Source organism: Marinactinospora endophytica, assembly GCF_054780875.1.
The window spans coordinates 96,157-110,839 of record NZ_BAAGVM010000014.1; the positions used below are offsets into that span (position 1 = coordinate 96,157).

General features: G+C 73.3%; 12 protein-coding genes. 7 read left to right on the plus strand and 5 right to left on the minus strand.

Annotation, left to right across the window (positions count from 1 at the left end; genetic code table 11):
- Positions 1-33: 33 nt before the first annotated feature.
- Positions 34-1,605: a PucR family transcriptional regulator gene (locus ACYVHU_RS22930; RefSeq protein WP_078760917.1), complete on the minus strand. Its 1,572-nt coding sequence runs from the start codon at positions 1,603-1,605 to the stop codon at positions 34-36.
- Between the two features lie 247 nt (positions 1,606-1,852).
- Between ACYVHU_RS22930 and ACYVHU_RS22935 the strand changes: the two genes are divergently transcribed.
- The 6 genes from ACYVHU_RS22935 to ACYVHU_RS22960 all read left to right on the plus strand — a co-directional run bounded on the left by ACYVHU_RS22935 (position 1,853) and on the right by ACYVHU_RS22960 (position 9,404).
- Positions 1,853-2,722 (plus strand): FAD binding domain-containing protein, encoded by an 870-nt coding sequence (locus tag ACYVHU_RS22935; protein ID WP_078760916.1) that lies wholly within the window; start codon positions 1,853-1,855, stop codon positions 2,720-2,722.
- Positions 2,713-3,234, plus strand: coding sequence for a (2Fe-2S)-binding protein (locus tag ACYVHU_RS22940; protein ID WP_078760915.1), 522 nt, complete (start codon positions 2,713-2,715; stop codon positions 3,232-3,234). Before ACYVHU_RS22935 ends, ACYVHU_RS22940 begins: the two co-directional genes overlap by 10 nt.
- The gene (locus ACYVHU_RS22945) at positions 3,231-4,586 is read left to right on the plus strand and encodes an 8-oxoguanine deaminase (protein WP_078760914.1); all 1,356 of its coding nucleotides are present in this window, start codon (positions 3,231-3,233) and stop codon (positions 4,584-4,586) included. The genes ACYVHU_RS22940 and ACYVHU_RS22945 overlap by 4 nt, the downstream gene beginning before the upstream one ends.
- Positions 4,586-6,991 carry a xanthine dehydrogenase subunit D gene (pucD, locus tag ACYVHU_RS22950; RefSeq protein WP_078760913.1) on the plus strand — a complete coding sequence of 802 codons (2,406 nt, stop codon included), beginning with the start codon at positions 4,586-4,588 and terminating at the stop codon, positions 6,989-6,991. The genes ACYVHU_RS22945 and pucD overlap by 1 nt, the downstream gene beginning before the upstream one ends.
- Before the next feature lie 281 nt (positions 6,992-7,272).
- Positions 7,273-8,712, plus strand: a complete 1,440-nt coding sequence (locus ACYVHU_RS22955) for an NCS2 family permease (RefSeq protein WP_498949483.1) — start codon at positions 7,273-7,275, stop codon at positions 8,710-8,712.
- Positions 8,713-8,759: 47 nt separating this feature from the next.
- Entirely contained in the window at positions 8,760-9,404 is a 645-nt protein-coding gene (locus ACYVHU_RS22960; RefSeq protein ID WP_432940179.1) for a class I SAM-dependent methyltransferase, read from the plus strand.
- Positions 9,405-9,431: 27 nt separating this feature from the next.
- Here ACYVHU_RS22960 and ACYVHU_RS22965 read toward each other — a convergent pair whose 3' ends face one another.
- The 3 genes from ACYVHU_RS22965 to ACYVHU_RS22975 all read right to left on the minus strand — a co-directional run bounded on the left by ACYVHU_RS22965 (position 9,432) and on the right by ACYVHU_RS22975 (position 12,252).
- Entirely contained in the window at positions 9,432-9,830 is a 399-nt protein-coding gene (locus ACYVHU_RS22965) for an Imm7 family immunity protein (protein ID WP_078760911.1), read from the minus strand.
- Between the two features lie 92 nt (positions 9,831-9,922).
- Positions 9,923-10,873, minus strand: coding sequence for a D-alanine--D-alanine ligase family protein (locus ACYVHU_RS22970; protein ID WP_078760910.1), 951 nt, complete (start codon positions 10,871-10,873; stop codon positions 9,923-9,925).
- 50 nt (positions 10,874-10,923) lie between these two features.
- Positions 10,924-12,252, minus strand: coding sequence for an aminotransferase-like domain-containing protein (locus tag ACYVHU_RS22975; RefSeq protein WP_394330036.1), 1,329 nt, complete (start codon positions 12,250-12,252; stop codon positions 10,924-10,926).
- A gap of 375 nt (positions 12,253-12,627) precedes the next feature.
- On the opposite strand from ACYVHU_RS22975, the gene ACYVHU_RS22980 reads away from it, so the two are divergent.
- The gene (locus ACYVHU_RS22980) at positions 12,628-13,200 is read left to right on the plus strand and encodes a hypothetical protein (RefSeq protein ID WP_144390018.1); all 573 of its coding nucleotides are present in this window, start codon (positions 12,628-12,630) and stop codon (positions 13,198-13,200) included.
- Positions 13,201-13,256: 56 nt separating this feature from the next.
- Here ACYVHU_RS22980 and ACYVHU_RS22985 read toward each other — a convergent pair whose 3' ends face one another.
- Positions 13,257-14,609, minus strand: a complete 1,353-nt coding sequence (locus tag ACYVHU_RS22985; RefSeq protein WP_498949485.1) for an MFS transporter — start codon at positions 14,607-14,609, stop codon at positions 13,257-13,259.
- Between the last annotated feature and the right edge of the window lie 74 nt (positions 14,610-14,683).

Below are 14,683 nucleotides of genomic sequence, written 5' to 3' on the forward strand. Positions count from 1 at the left end.
CCGCCGCCCGCCCTGGGGCCGTCACCCCGCGGCTCAGCCGCGCAGCTTCAGGGCGAGGAACAGGTCGACGCGGTGCTCCAGGCTGCTCAGGTCGCGGCCGGTCAGCTCCTCGATCCGGCCGATGCGGTAGCGCAGCGTGTTGACGTGGACGTGCATCGCCGCGGCGCAGCGCTGCCAGGACCCGGAGTGGCGCAGGAACGTCTCCAGCGTCTCGACCAGGTCGGAGCGGTGGTCGCGGTCGTAGTCGAGCAGCGGTCCCAGCAGCCGGTCGCGGTAAGAGGACTGGACCTCCTGGGGAACCGAGGCCAGCAGCAGTTCGTGGGAGTCGATCTCGGCGCCGGCGATCACCCGCGAGGGACCGCCCCGGAGCTCGGCCAGGCGGCGGGCGTGGCGGGCCTCCACGGCCGCGCCGCGCAACCCCGCGACGTCGCGCGCCATCGAGGCGACCCCCACGACCAGCCGGTGCTCGCCCAGGCCGCGTTCCAGGACCCGGGCACCGTGGGCGATCTCCTCGCGCAGCAGTTCCGCGGCGCCCTCCGCCTCGGCGACCGGGACGATCGCGAGCACGTCGTCCTCGCCGGTGACGATCGCGCCGGGGTGGGCCGCGACGAGCTCGGTGACGACCCGGCGGGCCAGGTCGGGGACGCGGGGCCGGGGCAGCAGCATCGCGCTGAGCACGACGTGCCCCGCGGTCGGTCCGGCGCCGTCGCGGTCGGCGGTTCTCAGCAGCGCGGCCACCTCGTCGAAGCGCTGCTCGGTGAGCAGTCCCGCGATCCCCTCCGCGCGCCGGGCGTCGTCGGCCGCCCTCTCCTCGTCGCGGCTGCGGGCGAGGACCACGATGGACAGCAGCTCGGCCACGGCCTCCTGCCGCTCCTCCGGCCATCGGTTGTGGTCGCCGGTGACGGCCAGGAACCAGCCGGCGAGCGGGTGGGGGTCGCGGCCCCGCACCGCCATGAGGGTGAGGACGCGGGGAGCGCCCTCGCCCCGGGGCGGCAGGTCGACCCGCAGCGGGAAGGTCGTCGCGGTCAGGAAGCGTCCGGCCAGCGCCGTACGTTCGGCCGCCGTCAGGGTGGGGCCGGTCTGCACGACGGTGCGGCCGGTGGCGGAGAGGACCCACGCGGTGACGTCGGCCTCCCACGCGGCCTCGGTCAGGGCCTCGGACAGCCCGCCGCCGGTGGCGACCTCGGTCATCAGGCGGCGGTGGCGGTCGCGGCGCTCGGCGATGGTGACGAAGCGGCGGCGTTCCAGCAGCCGTATCGCCTCCTCGGTCACCGCGCCGAAACCGGTTTCGGGCGGCACCTCCAGCAGCGGCATGCCGTGGCGCTCGCAGGCGCGGACGAGGTCGTCGGGGACCTCCCCCAGCGCGGTCCCGGCCGCCAGGCAGGCGACGTCGGCCCGGACCAGCGAACGCACGAACGTCTCGGAGTCCTCGGGCCGGTTGTGCCACATCATGCCGGTGAGGACGAGCTCGCCGCCGCTGAGGTAGCGGGCGGGCTCCAGCAGGTCGGTGGTGTAGACCCAGCGGACGTCGCGCCGCGCCTGCTCGGCGCCGCTCAGGAAGCGCAGGCGCAGGCGGGGGATCGCAACGAGCTCGCTGATCTGCATGGTCGACCCTCACGTCTCCGTCAAAACACACATACCGGCAGAAATCCCGCCGTCTTCGGTGTGGCGGAAACGTTAGCCGAAACCTCAGTTGTAGAAAAGCACGAAAGGAGGAGGCGCCCCCGCAGCGCACTTCATGGCATCGCGTCCTGGTGAGCGTCCCCGGCAGAGTGTTCTACTTCACATGGAGGCCACCGCCGCGGTGAGGCGCCCCGGCGGATTCCCATGACCGGCGACGACGAGGACGACTATGGATTTTCTCAGCCCCTCCACCTGGGAGGAAGCGCTTGCCGCCAAGAGCGCGCATCCCGACGCGGTGCCGATCATGGGCGGGACCGACGTCATGGTCGAGCTCAACTTCGGCAGGCGCCGCCCGCCCGCCCTGCTGGACCTGACCCGCATCCCGCAGCTGCGCGACCACGGTCCCGACGACGGATACCTCCGCCTGGGCGCCGGGGTCCCCTACACCACGATCATCGAACGGCTGCGCGATCGCTCCCCGGCCCTGGCCCAGGCGGCGCGGGCGGTCGCCTCCCCCCAGATCCGCAACCGCGGCTCGGTCGGCGGCAACCTCGGCGGCGCCTCGCCCGCGGGCGACGCCCATCCGCCCCTGCTGGCCGTCGACGCGCTCGTCGAACTGGCGTCGGTGCGCGGCGTGCGCCGGGTCGCCGCGCGCGAGTTCTACCACGGCCCACGGCGTACCGCCCGCCGCGACGACGAGCTGATCTCGGCGGTCCTGCTGCCCGAGCCCGCCGGCCCGCAGTCCTTCTCCAAGATCGGCACCCGCAACGCGATGGTCATCGCGGTCGCCTCCTTCTCACTGGCGCTCGACGCCCAGGCCCGCACGGTCGGCACCGGCATCGGATCGGCCGGGCCCACGCCGTTGCGCGCGATCGAGGCCGAGAAGTTCCTCGCCTCGGAGTTCGACTGGGACGGCGCCGCCTCTCCCTCCCCCGCGACCGTCACGCGCTTCGGCGAACTGGTCGCCTCCGCCGCCCGCCCCATCGACGACGTGCGGGGAAGCGCCCACTACCGCAGACACGCCCTGTCGGTGATGGCCCGCCGCGCCGTGAGCTGGGCCGTGACCGACTACCGGAAGGAGATCGCGCGATGCGCGTGAGTTTCGAGGTCAACGGCCACGAGGTGACGGCCGACAACGTGTGGCCGGGCGAGAGCCTGCTGTACGTGCTGCGCGAGCGCCTGGGGCTTCCCGGCAGCAAGAACGCCTGCGAGCAGGGCGAGTGCGGATCCTGCACGGTCTACCTGGACGGGGTGACGGTCTGCTCGTGCCTGGTGGCCGCGGGACAGGCCCAGGGGCGCGCGGTGCGCACCGTCGAGGGTCTGGCCGAGTCCGGCGACCTCGCCGAGCGGCGGCTCAGCCCGGTCCAGGAGGCCTTCGTCGAGGCCGGGGCGGTGCAGTGCGGCTTCTGCACGCCCGGCCTGCTGGTGCAGACCGACGACCTGATCGAACGCACCGTCGGCCAGGGCGGGGGCGTCCCCGACGAGGCGGAGATCCGCGAACACCTCGCCGGGAACCTGTGCCGGTGCACCGGCTACGAGAAGATCATCGACGCGGTCCGCCTGGCGGCCGAGCGCACCGCGGCCCAGCGCGACGGGGGTGGCCCGGCGTGAGCGAGACCCTGGTCATCGACGGCGCGCACGTCGTCACGGTCGGCGGCGAGGAGTACCCCGGCGGGCACGTCACGCTCCGCGACGGCCGTATCACCTCGGTGGGGCCGGGGCCCGGCCCCCTGCCCCCCGGCGCCCGCCGGATCGACGCCGCGGGCTGCGTGGTGACGCCGGGCCTGATCAACACCCACCACCACCTCTACCAGTGGGCGACCCAGGGCCTGTTCGCCGAGGGCACCCTGTTCGAGTGGCTGACCGGCTCCTACGAGATCTGGCACCGCCTGGACGCCGACGTCGTCGCGGGCACCACCACCGCGGGCACGGCCTGGCTGGCGTTGTCGGGCTGCACCACCGTCTCCGACCACCACTACATCTTCCCGCGGGGACGCGGGGACATCGTGGCGGCCGAGGTGGAGGCGGCCCGTGCGGTCGGCGTCCGCCTGGACCTGGCCCGCGGTTCCATGGACCGGGGCCGATCCAGCGGCGGGCTGCCGCCCGACAGCGTCGTGGAGACCCTGGAGGAGGCCCTGCGGGCGACCCAGGCCGCGATCGAGACCCACCACGACCCCGCCGCCGACGCGCTGACCCGGGTCGCGGTCGCCCCCTGCTCCCCGTTCTCGGTGAGCCGGGAGCTCATGGTCGAGGCGGCCCAACTGGCCCGCGCCATGGGGGTGCGACTGCACACCCACCTCGCCGAGACGCTCGACGAGGAGGAGCGGTGCCTGGCGGAGTTCGGGTGCACCCCGGTGGAGTACGCCGAGAAGCTCGGCTGGCTGGGCCCCGACGTGTGGTTCGCCCACGCCGTGCACCTGTCCGACGCCGCCATCGCGCGGATCGCGGCGACCGGGACCGGCGTGGCGCACTGCCCCACCTCCAACGCCCGCCTGGGCGCGGGGATCTGCCGGGTGACCGAACTGCTCGCGGCGGGGGCCGCCGTCGGCCTGGGCGTGGACGGCCCGGCCTCCAGCGAGCTGACCCCGCTGTCGGGCGAGATGCACCAGGCGATCCTCATGGCCCGCGCGCGCAAGGGACCGCAGGCGCTCGACGCCCGGCGGGCCCTGGAGATGGCGACGCTGGGCGGCGCCCGCCTCCTGGGGCGCGACGCGGAACTGGGCTCGCTGGAGGTCGGCAAGCTCGCCGACATCGCGGTGTGGCGCATCGACGGCTTCGGCTACGACGTCATCGACGATCCCGTGGTCGCCCTGACGTTCGGTCCGCCCCCGCCGCTGGAACTCCTCCTCGTCGGCGGGCGCCCGCTCGTCGAACGCGGCGAGCTGCGCACCGTCTCCGCCGACTCGGCCGCGGCCTCCGGCCGCGCCGCCCACCGCAAACTGCTGCAGGAGGTGTCCCGCTGATGGCCAGCACGTCCACCCGCGCCCCCGTCGGCCTGTCCAGCGTCACCCGCGACGGGATCGGCGCCAGCCCGCGCCGCCCTGACGGAACCCTGAAGGTCACCGGCGAGTTCGCCTACTCCTCCGACATGTGGATGGAGGACATGCTGTGGGGGGCGACGCTGCGCAGCCCCCACCCGCACGCCGAGATCCTCGGCATCGACGTCTCCGGGGCGCTGCGGCTGCCCGGCGTGTACGCCGTGCTCACCCACGAGGACGTCCCCGGGGAGAAGCGCTACGGCCTGGAGTACCGGGACCAGCCGGTCCTGGCGTTCGGCAAGGTCCGCTACAAGGGCGAGCCGGTGGCGATCGTGGCCGCCGACCACCCCGAGACCGCCCGACGCGCGCTGGAGCGCATCAAGGTCGACTACCGGGTGCTGGAGCCGGTGTCGGACGCGCGCCGCGCCGCGTTGGACCCCGACTGTCCCCTGGTGCACGAGGAGGGGTCGCTGCCCCTGCACGAGGAGCACAACCAGCGGGGCAACCGGGTGCGCTACCAGCCGATCCGCACCGGGGCGTTCGCGGACGGGGCGTCGGTGGAGGAGGTGCGCGCCCTCGCCGACGTCGTCGTCACCGGCGAGTACGAGGTCGGCATGCAGGATCAGGCGTTCCTCGGCCCCGAGTCGGGCCTGGCCGTGCCGGCCGAGGACGGCGGCGTCGACCTCTACATCGCCACCCAGTGGCTGCACGTGGACCAGCGCCAGATCGCGCCGTGCCTGGGGCTGCCGGCCGACAAGGTCCGCCTGACGCTGGCGGGCGTCGGCGGGGCGTTCGGCGCCCGCGAGGACCTGTCCATGCAGATCCACGCCTGCATGCTGGCCCTGCACACCGGCAAGCCGGTCAAGTTCGTCTACAACCGCGAGGAGTCGTTCTTCGGCCACGTGCACCGCCACCCGGCGACGATGCGCTACGAGCACGGCGCCAAGCGGGACGGCACGCTCGTCTACGCGACGATGGAGATCGTCCTGGACGGCGGCGCCTACGCCTCGGCGACGCCGGCGGTGGTGGGCGTGGCCTCCTCGCTGGGGATCGGCCCCTACGAGGTCCCCCACGTGTCGGTGGACGCCTACGGCGTCTACACCACCAACCCGCCGTGCGGCGCGATGCGCGGCTTCGGGGCGGTCCAGGCGTGCTTCGGCTATGAGTCGCAGATGGACCGGCTGGCCGCGGAACTGGGGATGGACCCGGTGGACCTGCGGATCAAAAACGCGGTGTCGCAGGGCTCGCGCATCATCACCGGCCAGGAGATCGACATGCCGATGCCCATGGCCGAGATGCTGCGGCGGGCCAGGGAGATGCCGCTGCCCCCCGACCGCTCGTCGCTGCCCGCCCCCTCGGACCCGCGCACCCTGCCCGGCGGCGTGGCCAACACCAGCCACGGCGAGGGGATCGTGCGCGGCATCGGCTACGGCGTGGGCCTGAAGAACCTCTGCTTCTCCGAGGGGTTCGACGACTACTCCACGGCGCGGGTGCGCCTGGAGGTGGTCGGCGGGGAACCCGCGGTGACGGTGCACACCGCCGCCGCGGAGGTGGGCCAGGGGCTGGTCACGGTCAAGGGGCAGATCGCGCGGACCGAGCTGGGTGTGGAGCGGGTGACGATCCTGCCCTCCGACACCCGGGTGGGGTCGGCCGGCTCGTCCTCGGCCTCCCGTCAGTCCTACATGACCGGGGGCGCGGTCAAGACGGCGTGCGAGGCGGTGCGGGAGCGGGTCTTCGCGCTGGTGCGCGAACGGGGCCTGGTCGAGGACGGCCACCCCGATGCGCTGCTGTCGCTGAGCGGGGGCAAGGTGGTCTCGGCGGCCGAGGGGGTGCTGATCTCCCTGGCCGACCTGCTGGGCGGCGAGGCGATCGAGGAGACCCGCGAGTACCACCACCGGCCCACCCAGATGCTCGACCCCTCCCGCGGCCAGGGGTCCTCCCACACGCAGTTCGGCATGTGCGTGCACCGCGCGGTGGTCGACGTCGACGTCGAACTGGGCCTGGTCAAGGTCGTCGCGCTGGACGCGGTCCAAGACGTCGGCAAGGTCATGCACCCCCAGCAGCTGGCCGGACAGATCCAGGGCGCCTCGGCGCAGGGGCTGGGGCTGGCGTTGATGGAGGAGATCCAGGTGCACGACGGCGTGATCCGCAACCCGTCGTTCACCGACTACCTGATCCCCACCATCTTGGACACCCCGCCGATGCGCATCGACGTGCTGGAGCACCCCGACCCGCACGCCCCCTATGGTCTGCGCGGCGCCGGGGAGCCGCCCACGCTGTCGTCGACGCCGGCGATCGTCGCGGCGGTCCGCAACGCCACCGGGCGTCCGCTCACCCACGCGCCGGTGCGTCCGGAGGACATCGTGGGGATCGACCCGCCGCAGGGGTGACGGACTCGGGCCGCCCACGCGCGGCCCGGGAGGAGGCCGCCCGTCCCCACCGCCGGCGCCCTCGGTGTCGGGGCGGGTGGTCTCCCCTGTTCAGCGCACTCCACCCAGGTAGGTAATGTCGTTTTCATCCCCTGAACGGCATTTCTCGGCGCCGGGTCTCCCGTCACCGTCCACGGCCGAGGGCACGAAACGCACGACATTAACTACAGAACGTTACGACACGACAACCCAGGGTGGCGAACGCTCCTCGTCCGCCCCTCATCTCCCTCCAGGAGGGGAATGTGAAGACACCCGACACGGCGGGTCCGGCGAGCCCGGCCCATTCCGATCGATCCTGGCTCGACCGGTACTTCTCCATCAGCGGACGCGGTTCCACCCTCCCGCGCGAACTCCGTGGTGGGCTCACCACCTTCATGGCGATGGCCTACATCATCGTCTTGAACCCGATCATCCTGGGCGGCGCCCAGGACGTGAACGGCGACGTGCTGTCGCCCGCCCAGCTGACCACGATGACCTGCCTGTCGGCGGGCGTGGTCACCGTGGTCATGGGCCTGGTGGGCCGTGCCCCCATCGCCCTGGCCGCGGCGCTGGGGACCACACCCGTCGTCGCCTACCAGGCGGCCCCCCTCATGACCTGGCCCGAGGCGATGGGGCTGGTCGTCTGGCAGGGCGTGGTGGTGATCCTGCTCGTGGTCACCGGCCTGCGGTCGATGATCATGGACGCCATCCCGCGCAACCTCAACCTCGCCATCGGCGTGGGCATCGGCCTGTTCGTGACGCTGATCGCCCTCAAGGACGCCGGATTCCTCAGCGCCGGCGCCGAGGGCGGCACCCTGCTCCAGCTGGGCACGGTGGGCCACCTGGTGGGCTGGCCGGTGACCGTCTTCATCGTCTCCTTCCTCGTCGCCGCCGTCCTCGTCAGCCGCGAGGTGCCCGGGGCGATCCTCATCGGCATCCTCACCGGCACCGTCATGGCCGTCACCGTGCACCACGTCTTCGACATCGATCCGGCCGCGTGGGGGCTCCAGGTACCGCAGATCCCCGAATCCGTCGTCGGCGCCCCCGACTTCGGGCTGCTCTTCCAGGTCGACCTGTTCGGCGCCTGGACCTCGGCGGGCGCGGTCAGCGCCGGGATCATCCTGTTCACCCTCGTGCTCGCGGGCTTCTTCGACGCCCTGGGCACCTGCCTGGCCATCGGCGAGAAGGCCGGGCTCACCGACGAGCGCGGCCGGATGCCGCACATCAACAAGATCCTCGCGATCGACGGGGTCGGCGCCATCGCGGGCGGGGCCACCAGCTCCTCCGCCACGCTCATCTTCGTCGAGTCCACCGCGGGCGTCACCGAGGGCGCCCGTACCGGCATCGCCAGCCTGGTCACCGGCGGGCTGTTCCTGCTCGCCCTCTTCCTCACCCCCCTGACCGGGATCGTGCCGCAGCAGGCCGCGGCGTGCGCGCTGGTCCTCGTCGGCGCCATGATGATGATGCAGATCGGCAAGATCGCCTGGAACGACGTGACCGTCGCCATCCCGGCCTTCCTGACGATCGTGTTGATGCCCTTCACCTACAACATCGCCAACGGCATCGGCGCCGGCATCATCACCTACACGCTGCTGACGTCGCTCACCGGCAGGCACCGCGAGGTGCACTGGCTGATGTGGGTGCTCAGCGCCGTGTTCGTCTTCCACTTCGCCATCGGCGCCGCGGGGCCGCTGCTGGGGTAGGGCCGCGCGGCCCCCACGGGGCCGACCGCGCCTGCCATGATGGCGCCGTGCCCTTCGACCACAACGCCCACTACCACGGCCTCCTGCTCCGCCACCTTCCCGACCCCTGCCGAAGGGCCCTGGACGTGGGGTGCGGCACGGGAGGCTTCGCGCGCCGGCTGGCCCGGCTGGGGGTCGACGTGGACGCCGTCGACCCCGCGGAACAGGCGATCGCCACGGCACGCTCGCTGACCCCCGCTACGGCCGGCGGCGGTCGCGTCCGCTTCCGGCGGGCCGACATCACCCAGACCCCCCTGCCGGCCGGCGCCTACGACTACATCTCGTGCCTGGCCAGCATCCACCACGTGCCCTTCGCCACCGTCGCGGACCTACGGCGCGCGCTGCGCCCCGGCGGGGTCCTGGTGATCCTGGGCTGCTACCGGGAGCACACCCTGGCCGACCGGCTGGTCAGCCTCGCCGCGGTCCCGGTGAACGCGCTGTACCGGCTGGGGACGGCCCTGCGCGAGGCCGCCGGCCGCGGCGGGCAGGTCAGCCCGCCCTCCGTCACCGCCCGGCCGGCCATGACGCTGGATCAGGTCGCGGAGGCGGCCCGCGTCCTGCTGCCGGGCAGCACCCTGCGGCGCCTCCTGTTGTGGCGCTACCTCCTGGTGTATCGCGAACCCGACGAACGGGGGCCCGCGCCCGCTCCTTGACGGGCGGCGCCGCGCGCAACCGGCACGTCACCCGGCGTAGGGATCCTCCAGGGCGGGGACGCAGGGTGAGAGGAGCGGCTCGGTGTGCGCGGAGACCCTCCCGCGCGCCAGCCGGAAGACCCGCACCTCGTCACCGTGCCGGGGATCCTCGTCGTCGCGGACGTGCAAGAGCCCGTAGGAGCCCGGCGCGACCACGCCGGCATGGGCGAACAGGTCGAGAACCCCGCTCGCCGCCGCGGCGCGGTTGCTGTTGCCGCCCAGGTGGAGGAAGAGCTCCCCGTTCATCCACCTCAGGTCGAGCAGGTAGGGGTCGGCCGCCCGCGCAACGCGGCGGCGCAGCTCCTCGGCGATGCCGGCCAGACGCGCCTCGTCGTCATCGCCGGTCGCGCTCTCCCGCACGGTGATCCAGCCGTGGTACTCGAACACGGCCGGATCCCAGCGGGCCGGCCCGACCGGGGTCCGGGGAGCGTGATGGTCCCGCCGCGCGGCCGGGAAGGGACCGCGCGGACGGGTGCGGGTCAGCCGCGCAGCAGCGCCCGCTGGGCGAGGTCGCGGCACACGACCCCGAAGTCCAACCCCGCCGCCTCGACCGCGAGGGGCAGCGTCGAGGTCCTCGTCATGCCCGGGGCCACGTTGACCTCCAGGAAGCGCACCCGGCCGTCCCGGTCGACGATCAGGTCCGTACGCGACAGATCGCGCAGCCCCAGGGCCAGGTGGGCGGTGATGGCGGCGTCGGCCGCCGCCGAGGCGACCTCGTCGTCGAGCCGGGCCGGGCAGAAGAACTCGGTGCGGCCGGCGGTGTAGCGCGCCGAGTAGTCGTAGACCCCGCCGTCGGGGACGATCTCGACCGCGGGCAGCGCAAAGGGTCCCTCGCCCAGGTCGAGCACCCCCACCGAGATCTCCGTCCCCTCGACCCGCTCCTCGATGAGCGCGGTGTCGCTGTAGGCGAAACAGCCCACCAGCGCCGCCGACAGGTCCTCGGCGGTCTCGACGGGAGCGGCGCCGAACGCCGACCCGCCCTGGTCGGGCTTGACGAACAGCGGCAGCCCGAGCGTGTCCAGGATGCGCGCCATGACGGCCGGGGCGCCGAGGTCGTGGAAGGCCGACTTGGGCAGGGCGACGCCGCGCGGCACGTCCAGCCCCCGTCCGGCGACGATCGTCTTGGCGATCGGCTTGGCGAACGCGATCCGGCAGGCCTGCGGGGGCGCGCCGACGTAGGGCAGGCCGGCCAGGTCCAGGATCTCGCGGATGGAACCGTCCTCGCCGGCCGCGCCGTGCAGCACGGGGAACACCACCTGCGGCGGGTCCGCCGCGATCGCGTCGAGCAGCCCCGCGCCGGCGTCGGCCAGCTGCACCTCCACGCCGAGGCGGCGCAGCGCCTCGGCGACACGTCGTCCCGAAAGCACCGACACCTCGTGCTCCGGCGACATCCCACCCGCCAGTACGAGCACCCGGTCCAGATCGGCCACCGTCCCGCCCTCTCTGTGTTCAGCTCCGTTCGTCACGGCGTCCACCCTCCTCAGGGAAGGTCCGGGGCCGGCGCGTCAGTGCCGTGTCCCGGCCGCGCCGATGCGCTGCCGAAGGTATCACGCAGCGTGATCTCGCCCTTGATGACGCCGACCAGGCGGCGCACCCCCTCGCGGATCTGATCGGGGTCGGGGTAGCAGAACGACAGGCGCATGTTGCGGTGGCCGTCGTCACCCGCGAAGAACCCGGTCCCGGGGACGTAGGCGACGCGCTCGCCCACGGCGCGCGGCAGCATCGACTTGGAGTCGATGCCCTCGGGCAGGGTCACCCAGACGAAGAACCCGCCCTGGGGCCGGGTCCAGGTGACGCCCTCGGGCATGAGCGCCTCCAGCGCGCCCAGCATCGCGTCGCGGCGCCGCCGGTACATCTCGTTGAAGTCCTTGATCTGCTCCTGCCAGGGGTACTCGGCGAGGTAGCGGCCGACGACGAGCTGGTTGAAGCTGGAGTGGCTGAGCATCGCCGACTCGGCGGCGAGGACGAGCTTGTCGCGGACCGCGGCGGGGGCCAGCGCCCAGCCGATGCGAAACCCCGGCGACAGCGTCTTGGAGAAGGAGCCGAGGTAGATGACGTTGTCGGGGGAGTCGGCCCGCAGCGCGCGGACCGGCTCGCCCTCATAACGCAACAGCCCGTAGGGGTTGTCCTCCAGGACCAGCAGCCCGAAACGGCGGCAGATCTCCATGACGCGGACACGGCGCTGCGGGGACAGCGTGACGCCGGCGGGGTTGTGGAAGGTGGGGACGGTGTAGAAGAACTTGACCCGCTGCCCGGCCGACCTCAACCGGCCCAGCCGCTCCTCCAGCGCCTCGGGGATGACCCCCTCGTCGTCCATCGCGACGTGCTCGACCCGGGCCTGGTAGGCGGCGAAGGTGTTGATGGCGGTGACGTAGGTGGGCGCCTCGGCCAGCACGACGTCACCGGGGTCGACGAACACCCGGGTCACCAGGTCCAGCGCCTGCTGGGAGCCGACGGTGACGATGACGTCGTCGGCGACGGCGTCGATGCCCTCAAGCTCCATGACCTCGCAGATGCGTTCGCGCAGCAGTGGATCGCCCTGGGCCGAGCCGTACTGCAAGGCGGTGGGCCCCTGCTCGGTGACGACCCTGCGCACGATCTCGCCGATGTCGTCAGTCGGCAGCGCCGAGACGTTGGGCATGCCGCCCGCGAGGGAGACCACCTCGGGGCGGGAGGCGACGGCGAACAGTGCCCGGACCTCCGAGGCCACCATCCCCTGGGCGCGCGCGGCGTAGGCGTCGACGTAGGGGTCGATGCGCGAACCCTGCGACGAGGGCCCGCGGTGGGTTTCCCGGGGATCAGAGGACACGATCCACCTCCGCGTTTCGGGTGCGTTGTGGGACCGTGCGGTGGGCCGCGAGCGGGCGGTCCGGGACCGCTGCGGCCCGGCGATTGCCTGCAAGTGTACGCAGGTGTGACCGATGGACATGTTCCGACCGGCCTTTTCACCCCCGCCGGTCCCGGTCGGGCTTCCCCGTCCGCCCCGGGAGCACCGGCGGACGGACCGCGCCCCCGTCCCGGTGCGACCTTCCCGGCCGGGTGCGACGGCGCGTCGCGGACGTCACACTCAGACCGCCGGTCACTTCTCCGCGTGATCGCGCATACACCCGCGGTCACGCGGTAGTGGGTGGGCCGGTCGCAGGGGCCGTCCCGCGACCGCTCATTTCGTCTGGTGGAGGTGAACATGGTGTCGTCGCAGCGCAACACCCTGGTCCGCAGTCTGCACGATCTGGGGTTGGCCGCCTGGTTCGGCGGTTCGCTCATGGGGGTGATCGGTCTCAACGGGGCCGCGAAGGAGGCCGACGACACCGGTCGCGGCATCCGGATCTCGACCATCGGGTGGAACAAGTGGCTGCCGGTCAGCGTCGCCGCGATCGCGGTCCACGTGGTGGGCGGGGCCGGGCTCTTCAAGGCCAACGCCGAACGGGTGCGCCACCAGGAGGGCGTGGGCGCCTCGACCGGCGCCAAGACGGTGCTGACCGGCGCGGCGCTGGCCGCCACCGCCTACGCCTGCCTCCTGGGGAAGAAGGTCGGGGCGACCCAGACCGACGAGCCGAAGGTGAAGGAGCTGGCGGAGAAGACGCCGGGAAGCACCGAGGACGCCCAGCGTCAGCTGCGCCTGGCCCAGTGGGCGGTGCCCGCCCTGACCGGAGCGCTGCTGGTTCTCAACGCCCTGCACGGTGAACAGCAGCGGCCCTCCCAGCAGAAGCTGGGGTTCGTGCAGAAGGCCGGTTCCCGCCTCGGGATGACCGACTGACAGCGCTCACCGCGGGCGCGCCCGGCCACGACGGCCGGGGCGCCCGCGACCGCGTCTCAGGCCGGCGTGTCGTCTTGGGAGCGGCGGCGCACCAGGGGGACGAGGGCCATCGCGGTCAGCCCCAGGAGCGCGCCGGCCGCGAAGACCAGCGCGAACCCCCACGCCGCGGGCGAGGTGGCGCCCTGCGGTGTCGCCAGGGCCAGCACCATGGCCGAGACCTGCGTGGCGACGGCCATGGAGACGTGGCGCACGATGGTGTTGACGCCGTTGGCCGCGCCGAGGTCGGCGGCGGGGACCGCGTCGGAGATCAGCACCGGCAGCACCGCGAAGGCCACCCCGCCGCCGAGGCCCAGCAGCGCGCCGCCGCTGACGACCACCATCGGGTGGGCGCCCCCCACCGCCAGCACGAGCAGCCCCGCCCCCGACGCCAGCGCGCCGACGAGCAGCAGGGGACGCACCCCGAAGCGGGCGACCGCGCGGCCGGTCAGCGGCCCGGCGACCATGCTGGTCAACGCGGCCGGCAGCAGGTACAGCCCCGCGGCGCTGGCCCCCACCCCCAGGCCCACACCACTGTCGGCGGGAAGCTGCACGATCTGCGGGACGAGCAGGAAGGCGCTGGACTGACCGACGGTGACCAGGACCGCCACCACGTTGGCGACCCAGACGTTGCGACGGCCCATCAGGGCCAGGTCGATGAGCGGCTCGCGGACGCGACGCTCCACGACCACGAGGGCCGCCAGCGCCATGACGCCGCACCCCAGCAGCGCCAGCGTGGGAGGCGACGTCCACCCCCACGCCTCGGCCCTGCTGATGGCGGTGAGCGGGGCGCCCAGCGCGACCGCGAGCAGCAGCGCCCCGGTCCAGTCGACCCGGCCGCCGCCCCGGGCCCCGGGCTCGGGCACGAACAGGGCGATCGCGGCGATCGCCACCAGCGTCATCGCCGCGGTGCCCCAGAACAGGCCCTGGTGGCCCAGGCGTTCGGCGACCAGCCCGCCGAGCGGCAGGCCCAGCGCGCCGCCCAGGCCGAACATCGAGCTGATCAGCCCCATGCCGAAGGCGGCGCGTGGGCGCGGCAGGCTCTGGCCGAGGATGGCGAAGGAGAGCGGGAAGACACCCCCCGCGGCGCCCATGATCACCCGTCCGGCCACGACCGCGCCGAGCGAGGAGCCGACGGCCGCCACGACCGCGCCGACGGCGAAGAGGCCCAGCACCCCGAGCAGCACCCGTTTCTTGCCGAAGATGTCGCCGAGCTTGCCGGCGACCACGGTCAGGGCCGCGGAGGAGACGAAGAACCCGGTGACCACCCAGGCCGCCGCTCCGGGGCCCGCCCCCGTGGCCGCCTGGATCTGCGGGATGACGGGGACGATCGTGGTCTGGGCGACGGCGTAGGTGAGGCCGGCGAAGACCAATGGGGCGATGACGCGGGTAGGGGAAGACCGGGGTGGCTCCGGGGACAGGGGAGGCGGGGAGACCTTGCTCGGAG

Bases quoted from the DNA above. Each gene is read 5' to 3' on its own strand.
- ACYVHU_RS22930 (WP_078760917.1), bottom strand. From the start codon at position 1,605: ATGCAGATCAGCGAGCTCGTTGCGATCCCCCGCCTGCGCCTGCGCTTC.
- ACYVHU_RS22940 (WP_078760915.1), top strand. From the start codon at position 2,713: ATGCGCGTGAGTTTCGAGGTCAACGGCCACGAGGTGACGGCCGACAAC.
- ACYVHU_RS22935 (WP_078760916.1), top strand. From the start codon at position 1,853: ATGGATTTTCTCAGCCCCTCCACCTGGGAGGAAGCGCTTGCCGCCAAG.
- pucD (WP_078760913.1), top strand. From the start codon at position 4,586: ATGGCCAGCACGTCCACCCGCGCCCCCGTCGGCCTGTCCAGCGTCACC.
- ACYVHU_RS22980 (WP_144390018.1), top strand. From the start codon at position 12,628: ATGGTGTCGTCGCAGCGCAACACCCTGGTCCGCAGTCTGCACGATCTG.